Source organism: Bradyrhizobium sp. Unk1, from assembly GCF_059512345.1.
On record NZ_JCAMOP010000003.1, the window covers coordinates 347,518 to 371,424 of the forward strand.

Below are 23,907 nucleotides of genomic sequence, written 5' to 3' on the forward strand. Positions count from 1 at the left end.
GCGTCACGCCTCGGACCCAGTCCGGGCCGGGCGCTTCAGCACGTTGGCCGCCTCGCGCCATGAGGCCGCGCCGAGGACCTGCAGGAGCACGCCATAGACGGCGATTGCGGCTGCGATCTGCACGCCCAGGACGATGAAGCGGATCAGCCCATGCGCCTCGGCGGGCGACAGGCCGGTCGTCAGCCAGAGCAGGGCGCCCATGGCAGCCGCGGCGAGCACGATCCGCGGCAGCCGGTTGCGGGCGGCCGCATCGACCGAGAAGCCGAACTCGCTGGTGCCTTTCCGCAGCAGCGAGATCGCACTGCTCCAGGCGCCGGCCGCGATGCTGGCAGCGATTCCGCTCGTGCCAAGGACGTGCCCGAGCACGACAGCGAGGGCGATCGCGACCACAAAGCCCTTGGCGGTTGCCAGCAGCGGCGTCATCGTGTCGCTGCGGGCATAGTAGGCCGGCGACAGCGCCTTGATCAGCACATGCGCCGGCAGGCCCAGCGCCAGCCACATCAGCGCATGCGCGGTGGCCGCACTGTCGTCCGCGCCGAACGCGCCATGCTCGAACAGCAATCGCACGATCGGCTCGGCCAGAACGATCAGGCCGAGCGTCGCGGGCAGCGCCAGCCCGGTCGCCAGTTCCAGCGCGCGCGATTCCGCATGTGCCACGGCGTTACGGTCGCCGCTACGCACCGCGCGCGTCAGCTCCGGCACCAGCACCGTGCCCATGGCGACACCGACGATGCCGAGCGGCAGCTCGATCAGGCGGTTGGCGAAATAGAGCCAGGACACCGCGGAGGGCGTGGCGGAGGCGATGATCGCGCCGGCAACCATCAGCCATTGCGGGCCCGAGCTTGCGATCATGCCCGGGATGGCTTTGGCAAAGAAGGCGCGCATCTCCTGGTCGAAGCTGACATGCAGCGGCGTCGCCAGTTGCGCACTTCGCTGCGACAGCAGCATCAGCAATTGCAGCAGGCCGGCGACGCCGACCGTGGCGGCGAGCATCCACGCGGCGAAACTCGCATCAGCATGCCAGGCGAGCAGCGCCGCGATCGCGGCAATGAGCGCGATATTGAACAGCAGCGGCGAGAACGCCGTGAGAGCGAAGCGGCCTTGTGCGTTGAGCAGTCCCATCAGCACCGTGACGGGGCCGGCAAAGGCGAGATAAGGCAGCATCAGCCGCGCATTCTCGACGGCGAGATCGCGCGTGCCGCTACCCAGAAATCCGGGCGCGATCACCGTGATGATCAGTGGCATCACAAGTGCGATGACGATCGAGATCGCGATCAGCGCCGCGCTGACCGTGCCGAGCACGCGCCCGGCGAACGCTGATGCGGCCTCTTCGCCGTCGCGGTCACGGACGCGCAGCCAGGCCGGGATCAGCGCCGCGTTCAGCGCCCCCTCGCTGAGCAACCGGCGTACCACATTGACGAGCTGGAACGCGGCCAGAAACGCATCGGCCACCACGCCGGTGCCCAACAGAGCGGCAATCATGGAATCGCGGGCAAAGCCCAGCAGCCGCGAGGCCAATGTTCCCGTCGAGACTGTCAGGAAGGAGCGGATCATCGGGAATCATAATACCGTTGCTTGCCCGCTTGGGGCCGGTCGTGATAGGCCGCGAGCCAGATTTCAGACTGACAGGAAGCGGATTTTCGCGGGTATCGCAATCCGGCAAACAGGATCAAGGTGAATGGCTGACGTGAAATATGACGTTCTCGGCATCGGCAACGCGCTGTTCGACGTGCTGGTCAAGACCGACGAGGCCTTTTTGGGCAAGCACGGCATGACCAAGGGCAGCATGTCCCTGATCGATGAGGCGCGGGCCGCCGCCATCTACAAGGACATGGGCCCGGCGACGGAAGTCTCGGGGGGCTCTGCCGCCAACACCATCGTCGGCATCGGCAGCCTCGGGGCACGCGCGGCCTATGTCGGCAAGGTCAAGGACGACCAGATCGGCAAGCTCTATGTCCACGACATCCGCGCCGCCGGCGTCGCCTTCAACACGCCCGCTGCGAAGGATGGCCCTGCGACCGGCTGTTCCTACATCCTGGTCACTGGTGACGGCGAGCGCACCATGAACACCTATCTCGGCGCCGCGCAGGATTTGTCGCCCGCCGACATCGATCCGGCCGAGATCGCGTCTGCCGGTATCGTCTATCTCGAAGGCTATCTCTGGGACCCCAAGAACGCCAAGGACGCCTTCGTCAAGGCGGCCCAGATCGCCCATGATGCCAAGCGCAAGGTGGCGCTGACGCTGTCGGATTCGTTCTGCGTCGACCGCTATCGCGACGAATTCCTCGGGCTGATGCGCAATGGCACCGTCGACATCGTGTTCGCCAACGAGTCCGAGCTGCATTCGCTCTACACGACCTCGGACTTCGACACTGCGCTGAAGCAGCTGCGCAACGACGTCAGTCTCGGCGTGGTCACCCGCAGCGAGAAGGGCTGCGTGGTGGTGACGCCGACCGAGGCCGTCGCAGCGCCGGCTTCGCCGATCGTGAAGCTCGTGGACACCACCGGCGCCGGTGATCTCTTCGCCGCCGGCTTCCTGTACGGTCTCGCGCGCAACCTTGCGCACAAGCAGTGCGGCGAGCTCGGCGCGCTCGCGGCTGCCGAAGTGATCCAGCACATCGGCGCGCGTCCGCAGGTGTCGCTGAAGGAGCTGGCGCAGCAGCGCGGGTTAACGGTTTAAGGCGACGCCGCCTCATTCTCAGCTGTCGTCGCCCGGCTTGACCGGGCGACCCAGTACTCCGAGACCTTAGTGGTTCATCGAGAGGCCGCGGCGTACTGGATTCCCCGCCTTCGCGGGGAATGACAGTCGCGCTGTGGCGAGAGCACTCAGCTCACGCCGTCTTCGCCGCCTTCAATCCCAACCGCTGCTCCACCGCATCGCGCATCACGAATTTCTGGATCTTGCCGGTCACGGTCATCGGAAACTCGTCGACGAACTCCACATAACGCGGGATCTTGTTGTGCGCGATCTGGCCGTCGCAGAACGCGCGGACCTCTTCGGCCGTCAGCGTCTCGCCCGGCCTGACCCTGATCCAGGCGCAGAGCTCCTCGCCATAGCGGGCGTCTGCCACGCCAAAAATCTGCACGTCCTGAATCTTGGGGTGGCGATACAGGAATTCCTCGATCTCGCGCGGATAGAGGTTCTCGCCGCCGCGGATCACCAGATCCTTGATGCGGCCGACGATGTTGCAATAGCCTTCATCGTCGATGGTGGCGAGATCGCCGGTGTGCATCCAGCCATTGGCATCGAGCACGTCCGCCGTCTTTTCCTTCTCCTCCCAATAACCCAGCATGATGCTGTAGCCGCGGGTGCAGAGCTCGCCGCGTTCGCCGCGCTTGACGATCCTGCCCTCGAGATCGACGACCTTGACCTCGACATGCGGATGGATCCGTCCGACGGTCGAGACGCGCCGTTCGAGCGGGTCGTCCGTCGCGCTCTGGAAGCTGACCGGACTGGTCTCGGTCATGCCATAGGCGATGGTGACCTCGCGCATGTTCATCTCGGTGTTGACGCGCTTCATCACCTCGATCGGGCAGGGCGCGCCCGCCATGATGCCGGTGCGCAGCGATGTCAGGTCGAACTTCGGGAATTCGGGGTAGTCGAGCTCCGCGATGAACATCGTCGGCACGCCGTATAGCGCCGTGCACTTTTCCTGCTCGACCGCGCGCAGCGTCGCGAGCGGATCGAAACCCTCGCCGGGATAAACCATCGTCGTGCCGAGCGTGACGGAGGCGAGGTTGCCCATCACCATGCCGAAGCAATGATAGAGCGGCACCGGAATGCAGATGCGATCCTGCTCGGTCAGGTGCATCGCACGTCCGGTGAAATAGCCGTTGTTGAGGATATTGTGGTGCGTCAGCGTCACGCCCTTGGGCGATCCCGTGGTACCGCTGGTGAACTGGATGTTGACGGGATCGTCGAATTGCAAGGCAGCGCCGAGTGCAGTGAGCTGCTCGCGATGCTGCGCTCCGCCGATGCGCGCGACCTCTTCGAACGGGATCGTGCCTGGTGCTACGGGGCCACCGATCTGGATCACCATCCGCAAGTCCGGCAGTCGCGCTGCGTTTAGTTGTCCGGGCTTGGCGCCGGCCAGTTCCGGCAGCAGCGTGTTGAGCATCTCTATGTAATGACTGGTCTTGAACGCGGTCGCCGTGACGATCGCCTTACAGCCGACCTTGCGCAGCGCGAACTCCAGCTCGCTCAAGCGGTAGGCGGGATTGATCGTCACCAGGATCAGGCCGGCCTTGGCGGCGGCGAACTGGGTCAGCGTCCATTCCGGCCGGTTCAGCGACCAGATGCCGATCCGCTGCCCCCGCTCGAGGCCGAGCGCGAGAAAGCCGGCGGCGAGCGCGTCGACCCGTTCGGCAAATTCCGTCCAGGTCCACCTGACGTCGTGGCTTGGCGAGACCAGCGCCTCGCGATGGCCCCAGCGCCGCACAGCGCGGTCGAGGCTGCGACCGATGGTTTCGCCGAGCAGCGGCGTGTCCGAGATGCCGCAAACATAGCTGTCGGCTTTGTCAGCCAAATTGTCCGCCAAGCTCGTCTCCTCAAAGCTCTTGCCTCGTGCCTGAAGCCGATGGCCTTGGCACGAGGTTATCCATTGCAGCGAAGGCGCGCGACGCCGCGCGCCTCATACTAAGGGGTTAGGCCGCCTTCTTCCCGCTGCCGGCATCGAGCCCGGCATACACACCACGCTCGAAGCCTGCGAACGTCTCAAGGCACTTTCCGTCCGCGAACGGCAACAGCTGCATCAGGATCACGCCGGTGACGTCGCGCGCCGGGTCGATCCAGTAATAGGTGTTGGCGAGGCCCGCCCAGGCGAGGCTGCCCGCGCTGCGGCCTTCCGCCGTCTTGGCGGTGTTGATCATGAAGCTGAGGCCCCATTTCTTCGCCTGCTCCGGATAGAGATCGACGTCGTTGGTGTAGATCGGCGCCGCCGTCGCCAGCTTGGTCATGTTGAGATCGCCCATCTGGTTCTGGCCCATCATGGCGATCGTCTCGGCCTTCAGCACCTGATTGCCGTTGCCGCGGCCCTTGTTCAAAACCATCTGGGTGAACTTGATGTAGTCCGCCGCGGTCGAATAGAGGCCGCCGCCACCCATGTGGAATTCGGGGTTCTGCTCGAGCTCGAACGGAATCGCGCCAAGCTGGCCGTCCTCGCCGCGCGCATGCATGCCGACCAGCCGCTTGCGCATGTCGTCGGTGATCTTGAAGCCGGTGTTGCTCATGCCGAGCGGGGCGAACAGATTGTCGCGCAGATATGCGTCAAGCCGCTTGCCGCTGACCGCTTCCACGGCCTTGCCGACGAAATCGATATTGGTGCCGTATTCCCAGCGCGTGCCGGGATCGGTCATGATCGGCGTCTTCAGTGCGGCGTTCTGGCAGGTGATAATCCCGGGCGTTCCGGTTTTCTCCATGTAGGCGCCGAAATCGGCATTCCACATGTCGTAGCAAAAGCCGGCGGTGTGGGTCATGAGCTGGCGCAGCGTGATCGCGCCCTTCGCCGGTCGCAGCTTCGGCTCGCCCTTGGCATCAAAACCCTCGAGCACCTGCGGCTTGGCGAGGTCGGGCAGCACCGAACCGATCGGCGCATCCAGCGACAGCTTGCCCTGCTCGACGAGCTGCATCGCGCCCGCACTCGTTACGGCTTTCGTCATCGAGGCGATCCAGAACACGCTGTCCGCTGTCATCGCATCGGGCTTGGACAGGTCGCGCTTGCCGAACGCGCCTTGATAGATCACGTCGCTGCCGCTGGCGGCGATCGCGACGACGCCGGGAATCTCCTTGGCGTCGCTCTTCTGGCGCAGGATCTCGTCGATCTGGGCTTTGCTTTGCATACGCGTTTCCTCCGGTTTGATTATTGTTGGAAGCGAATGATTGTCCTCCTGCACGGTCCGCGCGGCAAGCGCGTCCAGATGCCCGCGCCGGTCGCGATGTCGTGACTTGACGGTCGGTGGTCTGCACAGGACGAGAGAGGGCTGAACTGCAACACTCCGTCACAATCTGCGGTGGATGGCCGCAACTCACCGTGACCGTGGATGGGCTCTGGCGATATGTTTCACGTGTTTGAAGCACTTGAAACATTTTGTGCGTTGCGGCGTTTCCGCATGCGGCCAATCGACGGCCAACGTTAAGACTTGATGCAAATATTGGCGGTCGGTCACGACCGCGGGGGACCTCAGATGATTTCGACCTGGAGCGAATGGAAGCGCTATCCCCGTCCCGGACGGGGCGACAATCTCGAGGCGCCGATTTCGCCCGGCATCTACGAGGTCCGGATCGCCGGCACCGGCGCGCTCTATTCGTTCGGCGCCGTCGACAATCTGGCACAGGCGCTGGCGCTGCTGCCGGTCGGCTCGAAATCCTGGTTCGGCCGCCGCGACACCTCCGACGTTCCCGATCTCGAATACCGGACGTGCGCGACGTCCTCGAAGGCCGACGCCAAGGCTGCCGCCGAGCGCATGATCGGCCGGCGCGAGACCTATATGAGTGGCGCGGCATAACCGCGCCGTTGCCACTTTAACTCCCAGCAGATGTGCGTTGCGGGACGGTGCATTGCCCGCCGTCTGTCCCTATATTTGGGGCCAATCCGATCGCGCCCCGAGGAGTAACGCCATGACCCCGACTGCCGCCGCACGCGCCCCGCAAGCTACGTCCAATCTGCGCGACCGGTTGAAGGATCCGTCGTTGCTGAAGGAGGCCTGCTACATCGACGGCGCCTGGGTCGGCTCGCCGGTCTTCGCGGTGAACAATCCCGCGACCGGCATCGAGCTCGCGAAAGTCCCGCAGCTTGGTGCGGACGATACGACCAAGGCGGTCGAAGCCGCCGAGCGCGCCTTTCCGGCCTGGGCCAAGCACACCGCCAAGCAGCGCTCCAACATCCTGCGCAAATGGTTCGAGCTGATCATTGCCAACCGTGAGGACCTCGCGCTGATCCTCACCTCCGAGCAGGGCAAGCCGCTCTCCGAGGCGCTCGGCGAGGTCGATATCGGTGCCGCCTATATCGAGTTCTTCGCCGAGGAAGCCCGTCGCGTCTATGGCGAGACCATCCCGACGCAGCGGCCCGATGCGCGCCTGCTCGCGATCAAGCAGCCGATCGGCGTCTGCGGCGCCATCACGCCGTGGAATTTCCCGAACTCGATGATTACCCGGAAGGTTTCGCCGGCGCTGGCGGCCGGCTGCACCGTGGTGCTGAAGCCCGCCAACGAGACGCCGCTGTCGGCGCTGGCGCTGGCCGTGCTCGCCGAGAAGGCCGGCGTGCCCAAGGGCGTGCTCAACATCATCACCGGTGACGCGCCGCCGATAGGCAAGGTGCTGTGCGAGCACCCGGCGGTGCGCTTCGTCGGCTTCACCGGCTCGACCGCGGTCGGCAAGATCCTCTATCAGCAGGCTTCCGTCGGCGTGAAGCGGCTCGGCCTCGAGCTCGGCGGCAACGCGCCGTTCGTGGTGTTCGACGACGCCGATATCGATGCCGCGGTCGAAGGCGCGATCGTCTCGAAATACCGCAACATGGGCCAGACCTGCGTCTGCGCCAACCGCCTCTACGCCCAGGACAAGATCTACGACGAGTTCGTGCAAAAGCTCTCGAAGAAGGTCGCGGCGATGAAGATCGGCGATGGCATCGAGAGCGGCGTCACGCAGGGCCCGCTGATCAATTTGAAAGCGGTCGACAAGGTCGAGCGCCATATCGCGGACGCCGTCAAGCGCGGCGCCAAGGTCGTGACCGGCGGCAAGCGCAGCGAGCTCGGACGCTCCTTCTTCGAGCCGACGGTGCTTGCCGACGTCAAGCCGGACTCACTGGTGGCGCAGGAAGAAACGTTTGGTCCGCTCGCGCCGGTGATCCGCTTCAAGGACGAGGCCGATGTCATCGCGATGTGCAACGCCTCGCCGTTCGGGCTCGCCTCCTACTTCTACTCCCGCGATCTCGGCCGCGTCTGGCGCGTCGCCGAAGCGCTTGAGTCAGGCATGGTCGGCGTCAACACCGGCCTGATCACGACCGAAGTCGCCCCCTTCGGCGGCGTCAAGGAAAGCGGCCTGGGCCGCGAAGGCTCCCGTCACGGCATGGAAGAATATGTCGAGATCAAATACGTGATGATGGCGGGGGTGTGAGACCCTCGCCGATCAGTCCTTGCTTCGACGCAGTTCGCTGGGACTGCGTCCGAGCTCGCGTCGCATCCATTTGGCCAGATGAGACTGATGGGCAAAGCCCGCTTCGAGGGCAACATCGCTTAGCTTGCGATCGCCTTGAAGGAGGAGCTGGCGTGCGTGCTCCACTTTCCTTCTCAGGATGTAGCGATGAATCGTGACATCCATGGCCGCCTTGAACCAGGTCCGTAGATGCGAGCTGCTGACGCCGGCCTCGCGGCTGAGAATGTCGATGGTGAGCGGCTGGTCGAGATTTGCATCGATATAGGTCAGGACTCTCTGGAGCTGCGCGTTCGAGAGGCGGATGGCCTCTCCCGGCGGATCATTCGCCAGGTTGATCAATTCGACCGCCATTGCCATTCCCACGTTTTCGGCAAACAGCGGACCGCTCGGCGAGCCCGCTTTCACGTCGCTTTCGAGAGCCTGTCCAAGCAGAAAGATGCGGTCATTCCGCAACATATGATGATGCGTGAGTCGGGCGGCTGCCAATTGTCGACTCCTTGATGCGGCATGGTCCAGCATGCTTGGTGCGAGCCGGATCTGAAGCGACTGGTAGGGCGTCTCAGCCACGAAGCCTCCGATGGCGCCGGACGGAATCACATCGATATCGCCGGCCTGACGCAGAAACTTGGCGCCGGTCTCGAGACAAAGTGAGCGCGTCGCGGGACTGAGATGGATGATGATCCGGTGATCGCCGATCGGCTCCAGCGCGACGGAATCTGGCTCGGTTCGCCTAGCCGCGGCGGTGGTGCCGGCCGATGTTGACGCCGAACTCGATCTCGCACGCATGGGCCAGGCTCCAGATCTTGGCGGAACGTGTTCGATATTTGGCGCATCGTGCGCGATTTTCAACGGCGCCGACGTCAAAGAACTCATCTGTCGTTTCGTGGCAAATGAGGATGCCAAGTGAGTCATTACGTGATTGTCGGAGCCGGCCCGGTCGGGCGCGAAGCCGCGCGCCTTCTTGCGGAAGAGGGGCACAGCGTCATCCTGACCAGCAGGAATGCCGGATCGCTCAATGCCGGCGATGTGCGTACGGTTTCGTCGGATGCCACCGATGCCGCACAGCTGGCGGCCCTCAGCAAGGGCGCGGATGCGATCTTCATGTGCGCCATGGCGGCCTATCATCGTTGGCCGACCGACTTCTTTCCGATCATGGACGGAACGGTCAAGGCGGCGGAGCAGGTTGGTGCCAGGCTGCTCGTGGTCGGGAATGTCTACGGCTATGGCGCGGGGGCTGCGAGCCCTCTCACGCCGGACCTGGAGCCGGACCCGACCACCCGAAAGGGTACGACCCGGCACATCATGTGGCAGCGTGCGTTGCGATCGAGCGTTCCCGCCCTTGAAGTGCGGGCGAGCGATTATCTCGGCGACGGCGCAGTCGCCTATTTTTCCCTGCTGGCGTTGCCGTCGCTGCTTAGGAGCGAGCCGGTTGCCTTCCTCGGCGATCCGGATGCCGCGCATGCCTGGTCTTTCACCAAGGACACGGCGAAGACGCTGGTCGCGGCGTCGCGCTTCACCGGAGAATGGGGCCGCGCCTTTCACGTGCCGTCACAGTCGGCGTCGGTGCGCGAACTGGTACAGAGATTCGCAGCCGCGTTGAAGATCGACGTTCCTGGTCTGTCGCGGCTCGCCCCGGCTGACCTGGAAGGCATCGGCTTCAGCGAAGGGATCGAGATGGCCTATTTGTTCGAAAAGCCGCTTTTGCTCGATGCCGGCGATACCGAGAAACTGCTGGGCGTGACCGCGAGCAGTCTGGACACGATGGTCCGCGACACACTTTCGCAAGTGGCAGGCATGGATGTGACAGGGAAGGAAACAAAATGAGCGAACAGGTGACCAATCTCGTCCAGAACTACATCGCGGTCTGGAACGAGAGAGATGTCGGGAAGCGCCGGTTGCTGATCGACGGAGTCTTCAGCGACGCGTGCGTCTATATCGATCCGAATGACTCGGTTGCTGGAAAGGATGCGATCGAGCGCCTGGTGGAAGCCTTGCAGGCGAGACTTCCGGATCTCCGCTTTACCCTCGCAGGTCACGTAAACGCGCATCACGATCAGGTCCTGTTCGGCTGGACGCTGGCTGCGCCCGGAGCCGCAACACCTGCCGCCACAGGCGTCGACATGGCGGTGCTGGATGGTGACCGCATTCGGCAGCTTCATGGATTTGTAAATCCGCCGCAGCAATAGCCTCGTAGCCAGGATGGAGCGAAGCGAAGTCCGGGACTTTTGAGCGGTATGAGAGATCCCGGATTGCGCTTCGCTCCATCCGGGCTACGGCGGCCCTACCGCCGCAGCACCGCGATCGTCCTGTTCGCGAACGTCAGCCGCTCGGCCATGACCGATACGAAATAGGTCAGCAGCTTGTGGCTGAGCGCGGGGTCCTCGTCCCTGATCGCATCGAACTGGTGCGTGTTGAGCACATAGAGCACGCTGGCGACCTCGGCCTGGATCGTAGCGCTGCGCGGCGTGTTCGATACCAGTCCCATCTCGCCGATCGTGGTGTAGCGCCCCAGGCTGCGCACGCGCGTGGTGCGGTCGTCGGCGGGGACCATGATGCCGACGCGGCCGTCGAGGATGAAATGCATGGAATCGGCGGGGTCGCCGGCCTGCACGATGATGTCGCCGGCCTCGACCTCGAGGCGCTGGCAGCGGTGGATCAGCGCGTCGGCGTCGGCCTCGCTGTCCAGTATCCCCGTGAACCAGTCGCGCAAACTGGCTTCTTCCTGCACCAGCCCCTGATGCTGCGAGATGAGTTCGTTCTCGCACCATTCCAGCGCATGATCGAGCTCGCCGATGATGGTGACGCCCTCGCCGACGAAGTCGCTGGAGCGCAGCACCTTCTCGGCCGCCGCCGACAGGTGCACCAGGATCAGCTCGACGCCGAGGTCATGCGCGCTGCGTTTGATCTGGGCGAAGCTGTAGGCGGCCGAGGAGTCGACGCCGGTGACGAGCTTGAAGTCGAACAGCAGATAGCGGCACTCCGGGCGCTCCTGGAGCAGCTGCTTGACGTGCTGGTAGAGCCGGTTGGCGGAGCCGAAGAACAGATAGCTCTGCAAGTTCAGGCCCTGGATGTTGCCGCCATGGGCCAGCAGCACGTCCTGGTCGTCGCGCGAGCGGTCGAGCGAAGAGCGATATTCCGAGCCGTCGAAACTGTATTTGATCGACTCCACCCGTGCGGCGCTGAACGCAAACGTCGCGCAGCCGATGATCACGCCGATCAGGATGCCCGGCACGAAGCCCCAGGTCACGATGATGACGATGATGGCGATCAGGGAGAGATATTCGAGCTTCGACAGCCGCTTGCGCGACTCGATGATCCATTTGTGGAGCTGGTCGGCGCCGAGATAGAGCAGGAGGCCGCCGATGACGAATTTCGGGATGAAGCCGAGCAGATCGGGCGCGACGGCAAGCATCAGCAGGGACAGTGCCGCGACGGTCAGGCCGGACAGGCGCCCGCGGCCGCCGCTGGAGAAATTGAGGATCGAGCGGCTGATCGAGCTGCAGCCGGCATAGCCACCCAGCATGCCGGTCAGGATATTGGCGGCGCCGGTGACGTTCAGCTCGCGCTCCAGATTGGCCTCGCGATGCACGGCGACCTCGATGCCGGTGGTGTTGAACAGCGTGCTGGAGGCCGTGACGAAGATGACGGCAACCACGTTGCCGAGCAGGTCCGGCACGGCAAACCAGGGATAGTGGGCGAGATCGTCGGTGTGCCAGGGCAGCACGAAGACCGCCTGCGGCGGCGGCTGAAACGTCCAGCCCAGGGCGCGGGCGTGATCGAATGAAACGCCGGTGATCCAGAACGCCAGATGCGCCGTGAGCACGCCGCCGACCAGGATGATCGGCAGTCCGAACGGGCTGCGCGAGCGATGCCAGGTCAGGTACAGCACCAGCGCCATCGCGCAGGCGGCGCCCAGTTCCAGCAATGTGGTGCCGTTGGCGAAGTGCGGCAGCGTCGTGAACTGGAGCGGGTGGTTGGTGATCACCCGCACCGCGCCCAGGGCGATGAGAAGTCCGGTGGCGCCGAGGAAGCCGCCGACGACGGGATAGGGCACGTAGCGGATGGCGCGGCCCAGCCGCGTCAGGCCCAATCCGCACAGCACCAATCCGGTCAGCACCGTCGACAGGCCGAGCGTGATGAGAACCGGCGAGAGCAGCGGTCCCGACAGGTTCGCCGTCTCGAGGCGCTCGACCACCGAGGCCGCCAGAATTCCCGTCACCGCCGCGGTCGAGCTGTCGGGAGCACCAATTGCGAAGGGCAGGGAGCTGCCGAGCCCGATGACGACCGCAAGCACCGCGGAGCTGACGAAAGTCGCCGTGATTCCGTAAGACAGGTAAGGCGAGAGCGGCCCGGCGAAGATCAGCAGCGAATAGGACAGCCCGAAGGTGACGGTCAGGACGCTGGCCGCCGTTCCGCCCAATATATCATTCAACGCACGCTTGAGGGCCGGATTGAATCGCGAAGCCGGACTGAAAATAATTGCTGGATCGGTCACGCCGTTGCGCTCGCCCCTGAAAAGTCCCGTCCCGAGACGTAGACGAGTACGGGCTTAGCGCAACTGGATTCTTGTAACTGTGAAATATCCGACAGTTCTGCGGTGAGGATCTCCGTTCACGACGTGTGAATGGTCAACCATATGGTGGACGGAAAAAACGAAGCCTGCGCCGCAACATTCGATGTTGTGCCAGAAAGCCGTTCCACACCCACCGCTGTCATTCCCCGCGAAAGCGGGGAATCCAGTACGCCGCGGCCTCTCCGTATCCCATCGCCATCTCTGGAATACTGGATCGCCCGGTCAAGCCGGGCGATGACAGTTGAGGGTGTAGCGGACAGCTTTCCAATCCCGTCATTGCGAGGAGCGAAGCGACGAAGCAATCCAGACCGGTACCGCAGAGAGATTCTGGATTGCTTCGCTTCGCTCGCAATGACGGAGCGAGACGAAACAGCCGGGCTTAGATCTTCAGCTCTTTCCCCGTCACGCGCCGATACGCTTCCAGATAGCGCTTGCTGGTTGCATCCACGACGCTGGCGGGCAGCGGGGGCGGCGGCGCGTCGCCGTTCCAGCGGCCGGCGTGGCGCTCGACGTCGAGATAATCGCGCAACGGCTGCTTGTCGAAGCTCGCCTGCGGCTGGCCGGGCTTGTAGGCATCGACGGCCCAGAACCGCGAAGAATCCGGCGTCATGACTTCGTCGATCAGGATGATGCGGCCGTCCTTGTCGCGGCCGAACTCGAACTTGGTGTCGGCGATGATGATGCCCTGTTCGCGGGCGAGCTCCTCGCCGAGCGTATAGACCGCGCGCGTCATGCTCTCGAGCGTGTAGGCGACCTCGTCGCCGACGACTTCGCGCATCTTCGCGATGGTGATGTTCTCGTCATGGCCGGTCTCGGCCTTGGTCGCCGGGCTGAAGATCGACGGCGCGAGCTTCTCGCTCTCGACGAGGCCCGCCTTCAGCTTCTCGCCGGCCAACGTGCCGCTGGCGGCATATTCCTTCCAGGCGGAGCCCGAGAGGTAGCCGCGGATCACGCATTCGATCGGGAAGACGGTGGTGCGGCGCGACAGCATGGCGCGGCCGAGGATCTCGGCGCGATGCGGCTTCAAGGCCGGCACGGCGGCAATGATCTCGTCGGCGTCGGCGCTGATCATGTGATGCGGCACCACGCCTTCGAGCTCGTTGAACCAGAATGCGCTGATCTGGGTCAGCACCGCGCCCTTCATCGGGATGGTCTCGCCCATCACGACGTCGAAGGCGCTGATGCGGTCGGTGGTGACCAGCAGCAGGCGGTCGTCGTCAACGGCGTAGATATCGCGCACCTTGCCGCGTCCGATCTTGGGTAGGGGCAGGTCGCTGGAGAGCATGGCGGTCATCGGCAGGGCCTTCGCAGACAAGTCCATCGGACAGGAGATTCAGGCCGCACTGGATGGTACGGCCTAAATCGGGATAGCCTATTCCGGCAGCGGAATGAACTCATGTTCCTGCGGAACCCCGGCGAAGCGGCCGGTTTTCCAGTCCTCCTTGGCCTGCTCGATCCGCTCCTTGCTGGAGGAGACGAAATTCCACCAGATATGGCGCGGGCCTTCCAATGCATCGCCACCGAGAAACATCATGCGCGTCGCTTTCAACGCCTTCACGGTGATGCGGTCGCCGGGCCGGAAGATCAGGAGCCGCGGCCCCTCGTACCGCTCGTTCGCGATCTCGACCTCGCCGTCGACGACATAGATCGCGCGCTCCTCGTGGTCGGGGTCGAGCGGCACGCTGGCGCCCGCGACCGCCGTGACCTCGGTGTAGAACCAGGGCGAGACCATCGTAACCGGCGAGGTGATGCCGAAGGCGGAGCCCGCGATCACCCGCGCGGTAAAATCGCGCTCGGAAATCATCGGCAGATCGCCGGCGCCGTAATGCTGGAACGACGGCGCGATCTCTTCGGATCCGGCCGGTAGTGCGATCCAGCTTTGCAGGCCGAGCATCTGCTGGCCCGAGGCGCGTTGCGCGTCCGGGGTACGCTCGGAATGGGCGATGCCGCGGCCTGCGGTCATCAAGTTCATCGCGCCGGGTGCGATCTCCTGGACGTTGCCCTCGCTGTCGCGATGCATGATGGAGCCGTCGAACAGGTAGGTGACGGTGGCAAGCCCGATATGCGGATGCGGCCGCACATCCATGCCCTTGCCGGAGACGAACTGCACCGGGCCGAAATGATCGAAGAAGATGTAGGGCCCGACCATCTGCCGCCTGCCATGCGGTAGCGCGCGCCGCACCACGAATCCGTCGCCGAGGTCGCGGGTGCGCGGCACGATGACGAGATCGAGCGCATCGCAGGACATGGGATCGCCGAGCACGGGATCGTTCGAGGGTTGCCAGCTCATGGTGGTCTCCTGTTTCTTGCTGGTATGATCGTAACAGAACAATGTCGGGAACGGGAGGAGACCGATGATCCCACCGCTCAAGCCAGGCGCCAGGCTGCTCGAGGTCACAGGCCCCAGAATCGAGACGGAACATTTGATCCTGCGGCCATGGTGCGCGGGCGATATTGCACCGAACGCCGCGATGCTGTCCGATCCCGGCACCGCCCGCTTCATCGCCGCCGACGGCAAGCCGGTCACGACCGAGATTGCCGGCTGGCGTAACGCGGCCGTGATCTCCGGACACTGGGCGCTCCACGGCTTCGGCATGTTTGCGGTCGAGGAAAAATCGAGCGGCAGCTACATCGGGCGGGTTGGTCCGTGGTGCCCGCCGGGCTGGCCCGGCTTCGAGGTCGGTTGGGGCATCGCCAGGGAATTCCGCGGCAAAGGCTATGCGGTGGAAGCGGCCAGCGCATCGATCGACTGGGTGTTCGACAGCTTTGAGATCGACGAGATCATGCACTGTATCGAGAGCACGAATACGCCGTCGCAGGGCGTGGCGCGCAGCCTGGGCGCCCGGAAGGAGCGCGAGATCGATCTGTTCGGCAAGCCGGCCGACGCCTGGATCACGTCGCGCGCCGCGTGGACCCGGCGAAATTGAATCGGTCTTTGATCTGAACTAGGTTCGCGTCACGCGCCTGCGTGCGCGATCGGGTCGACCGGATGCTGCTTGCCCATCTCGAACTCGCCTTTCGCGCCGGCGCCGTGGCGCTGCTGCTGGTGTTGGCGGCGTCGTTGTTCTCGGACTTCCGCAACGTGCTGGCGGCTCGCCTCGGCGCAGCCTTCGCGCTCGGCTCGGCCGCGCATGCGGTGAGCTATTCGGTCGGCGTGACGTCGCTGGTGCCGGCCTGGCATGCGCCGCTGATCGCGCTGTCGACCGGCAACATCGTGGTGTTCTGGCTGTTCACGCGCGCGCTGTTCGACGACGATTTTCGCCTGCGCCGGTGGCACGGGCTGGTCTGGGGACTGGTGACGGCCTTCAGCTTCGCCGGGTGCGTCTGGATCGCGCCGGGCGGCCATGTGCGGTTCTCCGTCACCGTGGTGAACCTGATCGTGCTCGGCTTCATCGCGCTCGCTGTGGGGCAGACGATCGCCTCGTGGCCGGCCGACCTGGTCGAGCGCCGGCGGCGTGCCCGCGTCTTCATCGTCTGCGCCGCCGCGCTCTATGGCGGACTGAACGCGCTGCTCCAGATTGCCGTCGCCGGCAGCGACGTCGGCAATGCCGCCAACACCATCAATGCCGGCGTGCTGGCCTGCGTCGTCGCGGCCATCGCCTACGCGATGATGCGTGTCGATGGCGCCGACCTGTTTCCGGCGAATACGGGAATCACGCCGGCGGTCATTCTGAGCCATCCGGCAGCCACCGATGAAGCCGTCGACCAGAAGCTGATCGATGCCCTGATGCGGCTGATGGCGGACGAGCGGATCTATCGCCAGGAGAACATCACCATCGGCGTGCTGGCGAGCCGGCTGAAAATTCCCGAATACAGGCTGCGCCGGCTGATCAACCAGCGGCTCGGCTACCGCAATTTCAATGTATTCCTGAACAACCACCGGATCGAGGAAGCTAAGGCCGCGCTCGCCGATCCCGCGCAGGCCGAGGTCCCCGTCATCACCATCGCGATGGATGCCGGCTTCCAGTCGCTCGGTCCCTTCAACCGGGCCTTCAAGGCGGTGACGGGCGTGACGCCGACGGAATACCGGCGGCTCAAGGTGAGTGCGGCATAAGTTCTAAGCCTTTCTAATCACGCCGAAATTCCAGAATCGACCAGCCCGGTTCAGTTTCAGCCAGTCCATTTTCCAAATCCGGCGAGCACTCCTCCGCCTGCTCCGGCTTCCTCCCGGCACATGCCCCAGCCGGAGAAAGCCCGTGACCCGCCGCCGCAAGATCATCCTCCTCGCCACCGCCATCGCCTGTATCGGCCTCGCATTCGGCGCGGCTCGCGCGCGCAACGCGCCGCAGGTCGCCACCGGCTTCCTCGCCGACATCCTCTGCGCCGAGACGTTCGTCTCTGGCCTCGATCCGCAGCGGACTTTTGCCGAGACCACCGACGCGATGCCCGGGACTAGCCTGATCACCTGGGCGATTGACTACCGGATCGACCGGGTGCGCAAGGACGTCACCGTGACGCTGTTCGGCCTCGGCCGCAGCCATGCCGTCTATCGCGAGGGGCTGGGCTGCACGCTCGAGCACGGCGCTGATATCGCCGACGTCGCGCCGCCGGCCGACGACAAGCAGCCCGCATTGCTCCCCGAGATCGCGGGACCTTCGGTCGTGCCGCCGCAAAGCGAGGGGCTATCAGCCGCACTCGATCGCGCCTTCACCGAACCCTCCCAGCCGCCCGCCCGCCGCACCCGCGCCATCGTCATCATGAAGTCAGGCCGCGTCATCGCCGAGCGTTATGCGGATGGTGTCGGGCCGGAGACGCCCCTGCTCGGCTTCTCCATGACGAAGTCGGTGATCTCGGCGCTAACAGGCATTCTCGTGCGCCAGGGCAAGTTGAAGCTCGATGGGCCTGCGCCGGTCGCCGCCTGGAAAAACCCGGACGATCCCCGCCACGCCATCACCGTCGACCAGCTGCTGCGGCACACCGCGGGCCTCGCGCTCGGCAGCTCGTTGCAGGCTTCGCTCGGCTCCGCCTTCGAACCGGTCAATCGCATGAAATTCATCGAGGACGACATGGCCGCCTATGCCGCCAGCATGCCGCTTGCGACCGCGCCGGGCACGGTGTGGAATTATCACGACGGCAACACCATCATGCTCGCGCACCTGATCCGCAACGCCGCCGGCGGCAGTCCTGCGGACGCGTTGCGCTTTGCGCGCCGTGAATTGTTCGCGCCGCTCGGCATGCGCCACGTCACGCTCCAGCTCGACGGCGCCGGCACGATCGAGGGATCGAGCGAGATGCTGGCCTCCGCGCGCGACTGGGGGCGCTTCGGCCAGCTCTATCTCGATGACGGCGTCGCCGGCGGCAAGCGTATTTTGCCGGCGGGATGGGTGAGTTACTCCGCCACGGCCACGCCGAATGCCTGGGTCGGCATCGGCGCCGGCTTCTGGACCAACCGGGACGACAGTTTTGGCGCGAATTTCCGCGTCGAGCACGGCTGGCCGCGCGATGCCTTCTTCGCCAAGGGTACGATCGGGCAGTACACGATCGTTATTCCGTCGGAGCGGCTTGTGATCGTGCGGCTGGGCCGCTCGCCCAACTGGCCGCCGGAAGCGGACGGCGTGTTCGACCTGGTGCGGGATGTGGTGGCAGCCACGCGCGAGAAGGGGAAAATGGCGGGGGTGGATTGAGGTCTTTCTTACCCTCCCCTGGAGGGGGAGGGTCGATCGCGCGCAGCGCGAGCGGGGTGGGGTGAACTCTCCGCACGGGCGCTGTTCGTCGCGGAGAGACCGTCACCCCACCCCGTCTCATATTTCGCTGCGCTCAATATGAGCCGACCCTCCCCCTCCAGGGGAGGGTAAGTGGCCGCCGCCGCGGCTCCTACCTCCCCAGCTCCGTGGCCTTCGCCACGCGGTCGAACCGCTCCAGCGTCATGATCGCGTCCGCAAACTTCTCCGCGCGCGCGTTCAGCACCGGGCGTGCCAGCGTCAGAAACTTCTGCTGCATCGCCTGCGCATCGGGGAAAGAATTCGGCTCTCCGGAAGGATCGGCATAGAGCCGCTCATGCACGCCATCGTCCGTCGTGATGCTGACGCGCGCGCCGAACGGATGGGTGCGGCCGACCTCGAGGCGGTCGTCCTGCACCACGTCGAACTTGTCGGCGAGTGCGTCGATGGCGGCGTCCCCAAGGCGGTTGTAGTCGTCCCAGCCGAACGAGCCCTGGTCGAGCGCGAGCGCGCCGGTGAAGAACATCGAGAACTGGCCGCCGACGATCGAGGTGGGATGCCGCTTGGTCGCGGCATCGCCGGTCAGCGTGATGCCGTTCCGATGCAAACCGATCTCGACGCGCTTGACCTGGTCCGGCGTCAGATTGTGCTCGCGCCGCATCGCGATCAGCGCGTCGATCGCCGCATGGGTGTAGCGGCAGCTCGGATACGGTTTTACGCCGATCTTCATCGTCTCATAGGTCTTGCCGAGCTCGGCCACCGCCTTGTCGGGATGCGCATCGTCGGTGTAGCCGGCGAGCAGGCCGTGCTTGCCCTCGACCGATTCGGTCGCGCCGACGAAATCGTTGCGCGCCAGCGTCGCGGCGATCACGCCATTCATCGCGGCGGCGCCGACCTGGTAGCGCTTGTTCCAGGCGCCGTTGACGAGGAATTGCAGCGAGCCCGCGGCCTGGCTGCCTGAGACGCCGAAGGCGGCGATGATCTGCTGCTCGGACAGGCCGAACAGTTTGCCAGCGGCGGCCGCCGCGCCATAGGTGCCGGCGGTCGCGGTCGGATGGAAGCCGCGCGCATAATGCGAGGTCGGGTCGAGCGCGTTGCCGAGCCGGCAGCAGACCTCATAGCCAGCGACGATCGCGGTCAGCACGTCGCGGCCTGACGCGCCGACCATCTCGCCGACGGCGAAGGCGGCCGGAACCACCGGCGCGCTCGGATGCAGCGAGGAATCGGCGTGGGTGTCGTCGAAGTCGAGGGAATGGCCGAGCGCGCCGTTGAGCAGCGCCGCGACCGCCGGTGTCCAGGTCTTGCTGTCGCCGAACACGGTGGACTCGCCCTTGGTGTCGAGCGCGAGCGCTTCGAGCATCTTCAGGATCGAGGGTGTGGATTCCGCCTCGCTGCGGGCCCGGATGGCGCTGCCGAGGAAGTCCAGCGTCAGCACCTTGGCGCGATCCAGCACCTCCGCCGGAATATCCTGGTATTTCAGATTGACGACATAGGCGGCGAGCGTTGCGGTTTCGTGAGCCATCGTGTTTCCTCGTTTTGGCGCGCAAGTTAGGCGGGCTGATTTGGCCTTTCAAGCGGCCTTGGGGCCGCGGGCATCAGCCATGCTTTTGCCTGGCTTCAAAGGGATCGGGACTTCTGACGATGGCATTTGCAAAACAGCTGTTCGACCGGATCCGATCACGGCGGACGCAACTCGGATTGGCGATCCGGGTCACGGTGGCCGCGGTGGCCGCCTATGCGATCGCTACCGCGCTGCATCTGCTATTGCCGCTCTGGGCCGTCCTGACCTCGCTGATCGTGACCCAGATGAGCGTCGGCCGCTCGCTGAAGGCGACGCGCGACTACGTGCTCGGCACCATCGGCGGCGCCCTCTATGGCGGCGCCATCGCGATCCTGATCCCTTATTCGACCGAAGCCGGTTTGTTGGGGCTGCTGGTGCTGGCGGTCGCGCCGCTCGCCTTCGTGGCCGCGATCAACCCAAGCCTGAACGCCGCCACGGTGACCGCCATCATCGTGCTGCTGGTTCCGACCATACATCATTCCGATCCCTTGGCGTCGGCGATCGACCGCGTCAGCGAGGTCGGGGTCGGCGCCATCACCGGCCTGCTGGTCTCATTCCTGGTGCTGCCGTCGCGCGCCGTGCGGCAGATCCGCGCCAGCGCGGCCACGCTGCTCGAGCTGATTGCGGATGCCTTCACCGAACTGCTCGCGGGGCTCACGCGCGGCCGCGACAACGACGCGCTGCACCGGATCCAGGACGGCATCGGCACGGCAATGGTGGGCATGAATGCCATCGGCGCCGAAGCTGAGCGTGAGCGCTCCGCGCGACTGTCGAGCGGGCCCGACACCGGCCCGCTGCTGCGCACCGTGCTGCGGCTGCGCCATGATGTCGTGATGATCGGCCGTGCCACGGTGGTGCCGCTGCCGGCCGAGGTGCAGATGCGGCTTGCAGCCCCGCTGACGGAAGTCTCGACCGTGATCGCGCGATTCCTTCGCTCCGCCGCTGCTGCTTTGCGCGAGGGCGCCGGCGCGCCGGCGATCCATCCGGTCCACGTCGCGCTCCAGCATTATGCCGAGGCCGTCGCCGCCGTCCGTCATGACGGCCTGCTCCGCGGTCACCCCGGCGACACCGCCGAGCGCTTCTTCGCGATCGGCTTCTCGCTGGAGCAGATGCACCAGAACCTCTGCGATCTCGATCGCGTCGTCGGCGAATGGTCGGAAGCCTCGACCGACAAGTCCGCGCGCGTGGCGGAATGAGCCGTGGACTAAGCTGTTAAACGTTGTCTTCCGACCGCAAGGCGGATGTCGCCCGACTTGGCTGTGATCAGCGGAATATAACCCAAGGCAGATATCAGGGACCATTATATTGCTTTGTCCGCCGTGCGCTGACGTGTCCTAAATCCGGCACTGGTAGCTCAGTTGTATGGCCTGGATTGTCGCCTTCGCAGTTTTAGTCTTTCTTTACCGTCGCGCGACGTGCGCTGGCGACCGGTTCGCGGAACTGAAACCAACGGGAATGCTGCGCTCGCCACTCTTCTACGCACAAACAGCACTCCTATGCATGCTCTTGATGCTCATGATGGCCCCGAGTTACCTGCCACACGAGCGGTGGGCCGTCGCTGCCTATCTCGTCATTTTGGTCATCGTGCTCGCGGCGCTCTTGCTCGTGCGACGAGCCTTGAAATGGCGGTATCCGATTTGACACGATTACTTCGGCAATTGGCCCGAGGGCGGCATGCATCGATGTTGGCTTGAACGTCGACTTTCGGGAGCAAAGCCGAGCTGGCGTATTTGTGCGTAAAGGCCTACCGCCGTGCCAGGCCCTTGCTTTGCATGCGCCAGACCAGCAGGTCGATGCGGTCCTGGCCGAAGAACGGCTCGGTCTCGAACACGAAGGTCGGCACGCCCCAATGGCCCGAGGCCGCGTGGTCCTTTTCGTTCTCGGCGATCACCCGCTCGTAGCGATCGGGGTCGGCGCTGACCGATTCATCCATCGCGGCGAGATCGAAGCCGGCTTTCTCGGCGGCGCGGGCGAGGTGATCGCCCTCGTTCCAGCCCGCCACCGAGCCGTCCCACAGCACGCGTGCGATCGCGTCGGTGAATGCGAGCGAGCGTCCCTCGAGCTGTGCCATGGCACCCAGCCGGGTCAGGCGGTGGATGTAGGGCTGCTCGGCGGCGACATCGAACGTCGTCTTGTCCTGCACGATCGGATCCGGTCTGGGAAACCGGAACGGGATGCCCTCGTGCTGCGCCACGCGCGTGCTGTCGAGCACCACATAGCGAATGAAGTTCGGGCTGGCTTTCTTGAAGAAGCCGGGCACGCGGACGGCGAGCGGATAGACCGGCCGCAGGTTCACTGCGAGATCGTACTCTTCAACGAGCTTGAGCGTCTTCGGCAGCGCCAGATAGCTGAAGGGACTGCGGTAGGAGTAGAAGAGGTCCACGGACAGGGTCATCGCACCGGCTCCATGATCCCGATCATCCTGCCAGTTTGCGCGTCAGCTCGCGGAATCGCAAGATCAGGAGCCCGGCATAGACGAACGTCCCGATCGAGAAACCGATCCAGACACCGACCGCGCCAAGCCCGGCGTTGAAGGCCAGCAGCCAGGCGATGGGAAATGCGACGCACCAATAGCCGATCGCGGCGAACACCAGCGTCATCTTGGTGTCATTGATGCCGCGCAGCGCGCCGCCCACGATGGTCTGGAGGCCGTCGGCGATGAAGAAGGTCGCGCCGACCAGCAGCAGCGTTGCCGTCAGCTCGACCGTCGCCGCGCTGGCCTCGCTCCGGCCGAAGAACAGCCGTCCGAGCTCGTAGCGGCCGAGGATGACCGCGACGGTCAGGGCGGAGACGAACGCGATCCCGAGCACGGCTGCGACGAGGCCGGCGCGTCTCAAAGCGACCATGTCGCCGCGGCCGAAGGCATGGCCGACGCGCACCGTCGCTGCCATGCCGATGCCGAGCGGGACCATGAACAGCACGACGCTGACCTGGAGCGCGATCTGGTGCGCGGCGATCGCCGTGGTCGAGATCAGTCCCATCAGCAGTGCGGCGGAGGAGAACAGGCCATATTCCATCAGCAGCGAGAACGAGATCGGCGCGCCGATCGCGACGAGCTGGCGCATCAGCGGCCAGTCGATGCGCCAGAGATGGGCGAGCGGATGATAGTCGGCGAACGGCTTGCGCCATGCGGCAATGGCAAGCGCAGCGAGGAAGGTGCCGAGATTGACGAGCGTGGTCGCAAGCCCCGCGCCGAACAGGCCGAGCTCCGGCAGGCCGAACAGGCCGTGCATCAGGCAATAGACCAGGGCCGCGTTGGCGGGGATTGCCGCAATGGTGATCCACAGCGGCGGCTGCGGCCGGTTCACCGCGCTCATCATGCTGCGCAACGCGATGAAGCCGAGTGCCGGCGCGATGCCCCAGGCCAACCCGTTCAGATAGCGCTGGGCGAGCGCGGCCGATTGCGGCGCCTGTCCGAGCGCCAGCAAGATGCGCTCGCCATAGAGCGGCGAGGCCATCATCGGCAGCGAGATCAGGAGTGCGACCCACAGGCCGGCGCGCAGCGAGCGGCGGATACGCTTGACGTCGCCGGCGCCGAACGCCTGCGCGGCCAGCGGCGACACCGCAGCCATCAATCCGAGCCCGAAGGTGAAGCTGACGAAATAAACCGTATGCGCCAGCGCGGCGGCCGCGACCGCATCCTCGCCGAGCCGCCCGATCATCGCGAGATCGGTCGTGATCATCGCGATCTGCCCGAGCTGCGTCAGCATCAGCGGCACGGCCAGCCGTAGCGTCTCGACGAACTCTTCGGCGAGATGGTTCTGCGGCACGCCGGCTTGCGGCTGCGGACGAGGTTGCACGGTGTCGAGCATGGCGGTTGCAATAGCACAGCCGCACGTCGAAAACATGGCCCAGAAAGCGAGATGGCTCTTCCCCTCTCCCCTTGTGGGCCTGTTGCGTAATTCGTCAATTGTGATTCCCTCGGGCAAAGCCTTGGAGGGTAGCGATGGCGGTTAAGCAGACG

Annotated in this window: 19 protein-coding genes; 9 read left to right on the forward strand and 10 right to left on the reverse strand. The window is 65.0% G+C overall.

Annotated features, from left to right (window positions below; translation table 11 throughout):
* Positions 1-3 precede the first annotated feature (3 nt).
* Complete coding sequence (gene murJ, locus AC5ZFO_RS05805) at positions 4-1,554, reverse strand: murein biosynthesis integral membrane protein MurJ (RefSeq protein ID WP_282521601.1); 1,551 nt, start codon at positions 1,552-1,554, stop codon at positions 4-6.
* Between the two features lie 124 nt (positions 1,555-1,678).
* Here murJ and AC5ZFO_RS05810 point away from each other — a divergent pair, with 124 nt between their 5' ends.
* Positions 1,679-2,680 (forward strand): adenosine kinase, encoded by a 1,002-nt coding sequence (locus tag AC5ZFO_RS05810; protein ID WP_282521600.1) that lies wholly within the window; start codon positions 1,679-1,681, stop codon positions 2,678-2,680.
* Positions 2,681-2,831: 151 nt separating this feature from the next.
* Here the strand turns inward: AC5ZFO_RS05810 and AC5ZFO_RS05815 are convergent, their stop codons facing one another.
* A complete protein-coding gene (locus AC5ZFO_RS05815) occupies positions 2,832-4,526 on the reverse strand; it encodes an AMP-binding protein (protein ID WP_282521835.1) in 1,695 nt (564 codons plus the stop codon).
* A 118-nt stretch (positions 4,527-4,644) separates the two neighbouring features.
* On the reverse strand, positions 4,645-5,838 hold the full coding sequence (locus tag AC5ZFO_RS05820) for a serine hydrolase domain-containing protein (protein WP_282521599.1): 1,194 nt from the start codon (positions 5,836-5,838) through the stop codon (positions 4,645-4,647).
* 345 nt (positions 5,839-6,183) lie between these two features.
* Between AC5ZFO_RS05820 and AC5ZFO_RS05825 the strand changes: the two genes are divergently transcribed.
* Both AC5ZFO_RS05825 and AC5ZFO_RS05830 read left to right on the forward strand, forming a co-directional pair.
* A complete protein-coding gene (locus tag AC5ZFO_RS05825; protein ID WP_028150598.1) occupies positions 6,184-6,504 on the forward strand; it encodes a hypothetical protein in 321 nt (106 codons plus the stop codon).
* A 112-nt stretch (positions 6,505-6,616) separates the two neighbouring features.
* Positions 6,617-8,110 (forward strand): NAD-dependent succinate-semialdehyde dehydrogenase, encoded by a 1,494-nt coding sequence (locus AC5ZFO_RS05830; RefSeq protein WP_282521598.1) that lies wholly within the window; start codon positions 6,617-6,619, stop codon positions 8,108-8,110.
* 12 nt (positions 8,111-8,122) lie between these two features.
* Here AC5ZFO_RS05830 and AC5ZFO_RS05835 read toward each other — a convergent pair whose 3' ends face one another.
* Positions 8,123-9,061 (reverse strand): helix-turn-helix transcriptional regulator, encoded by a 939-nt coding sequence (locus AC5ZFO_RS05835; RefSeq protein WP_496121650.1) that lies wholly within the window; start codon positions 9,059-9,061, stop codon positions 8,123-8,125.
* Between the two features lie 3 nt (positions 9,062-9,064).
* Between AC5ZFO_RS05835 and AC5ZFO_RS05840 the strand changes: the two genes are divergently transcribed.
* Together AC5ZFO_RS05840 and AC5ZFO_RS05845 are read left to right on the forward strand one after the other, a co-directional pair.
* A complete protein-coding gene (locus tag AC5ZFO_RS05840) occupies positions 9,065-9,973 on the forward strand; it encodes an NAD(P)H-binding protein (protein ID WP_282521833.1) in 909 nt (302 codons plus the stop codon).
* Positions 9,974-9,981: 8 nt separating this feature from the next.
* On the forward strand, positions 9,982-10,335 hold the full coding sequence (locus tag AC5ZFO_RS05845) for a nuclear transport factor 2 family protein (protein ID WP_496121652.1): 354 nt from the start codon (positions 9,982-9,984) through the stop codon (positions 10,333-10,335).
* Between the two features lie 95 nt (positions 10,336-10,430).
* On the opposite strand, the gene AC5ZFO_RS05850 is transcribed toward AC5ZFO_RS05845, so the two are convergent.
* The 3 genes from AC5ZFO_RS05850 to AC5ZFO_RS05860 all read right to left on the reverse strand — a co-directional run bounded on the left by AC5ZFO_RS05850 (position 10,431) and on the right by AC5ZFO_RS05860 (position 15,012).
* Positions 10,431-12,644: a SulP family inorganic anion transporter gene (locus AC5ZFO_RS05850; RefSeq protein ID WP_282521596.1), complete on the reverse strand. Its 2,214-nt coding sequence runs from the start codon at positions 12,642-12,644 to the stop codon at positions 10,431-10,433.
* A 457-nt stretch (positions 12,645-13,101) separates the two neighbouring features.
* Positions 13,102-14,016 carry a phosphoribosylaminoimidazolesuccinocarboxamide synthase gene (locus AC5ZFO_RS05855; protein ID WP_014490995.1) on the reverse strand — a complete coding sequence of 305 codons (915 nt, stop codon included), beginning with the start codon at positions 14,014-14,016 and terminating at the stop codon, positions 13,102-13,104.
* A gap of 78 nt (positions 14,017-14,094) precedes the next feature.
* Positions 14,095-15,012 (reverse strand): pirin family protein, encoded by a 918-nt coding sequence (locus AC5ZFO_RS05860; RefSeq protein ID WP_282521595.1) that lies wholly within the window; start codon positions 15,010-15,012, stop codon positions 14,095-14,097.
* A gap of 64 nt (positions 15,013-15,076) precedes the next feature.
* Here AC5ZFO_RS05860 and AC5ZFO_RS05865 point away from each other — a divergent pair, with 64 nt between their 5' ends.
* The 3 genes from AC5ZFO_RS05865 (at position 15,077) to AC5ZFO_RS05875 (ending at position 18,346) form a co-directional block, all read left to right on the forward strand.
* The gene (locus AC5ZFO_RS05865; protein WP_282521594.1) at positions 15,077-15,649 is read left to right on the forward strand and encodes a GNAT family N-acetyltransferase; all 573 of its coding nucleotides are present in this window, start codon (positions 15,077-15,079) and stop codon (positions 15,647-15,649) included.
* A 62-nt stretch (positions 15,650-15,711) separates the two neighbouring features.
* A complete protein-coding gene (locus tag AC5ZFO_RS05870) occupies positions 15,712-16,776 on the forward strand; it encodes a helix-turn-helix domain-containing protein (protein ID WP_282521832.1) in 1,065 nt (354 codons plus the stop codon).
* 142 nt (positions 16,777-16,918) lie between these two features.
* Positions 16,919-18,346, forward strand: a complete 1,428-nt coding sequence (locus AC5ZFO_RS05875) for a serine hydrolase domain-containing protein (RefSeq protein WP_282521593.1) — start codon at positions 16,919-16,921, stop codon at positions 18,344-18,346.
* A 190-nt stretch (positions 18,347-18,536) separates the two neighbouring features.
* Here AC5ZFO_RS05875 and AC5ZFO_RS05880 read toward each other — a convergent pair whose 3' ends face one another.
* Positions 18,537-19,904, reverse strand: a complete 1,368-nt coding sequence (locus AC5ZFO_RS05880; RefSeq protein ID WP_028155377.1) for an MmgE/PrpD family protein — start codon at positions 19,902-19,904, stop codon at positions 18,537-18,539.
* A gap of 119 nt (positions 19,905-20,023) precedes the next feature.
* Here AC5ZFO_RS05880 and AC5ZFO_RS05885 point away from each other — a divergent pair, with 119 nt between their 5' ends.
* Positions 20,024-21,139: an FUSC family protein gene (locus tag AC5ZFO_RS05885; protein WP_282521592.1), complete on the forward strand. Its 1,116-nt coding sequence runs from the start codon at positions 20,024-20,026 to the stop codon at positions 21,137-21,139.
* 548 nt (positions 21,140-21,687) lie between these two features.
* Here the strand turns inward: AC5ZFO_RS05885 and AC5ZFO_RS05890 are convergent.
* Both AC5ZFO_RS05890 and AC5ZFO_RS05895 read right to left on the reverse strand, forming a co-directional pair.
* The gene (locus tag AC5ZFO_RS05890) at positions 21,688-22,338 is read right to left on the reverse strand and encodes a 2-hydroxychromene-2-carboxylate isomerase (protein ID WP_282521591.1); all 651 of its coding nucleotides are present in this window, start codon (positions 22,336-22,338) and stop codon (positions 21,688-21,690) included.
* A 22-nt stretch (positions 22,339-22,360) separates the two neighbouring features.
* Entirely contained in the window at positions 22,361-23,755 is a 1,395-nt protein-coding gene (locus AC5ZFO_RS05895) for an MATE family efflux transporter (protein WP_282521590.1), read from the reverse strand.
* Positions 23,756-23,907: the final 152 nt, after the last annotated feature.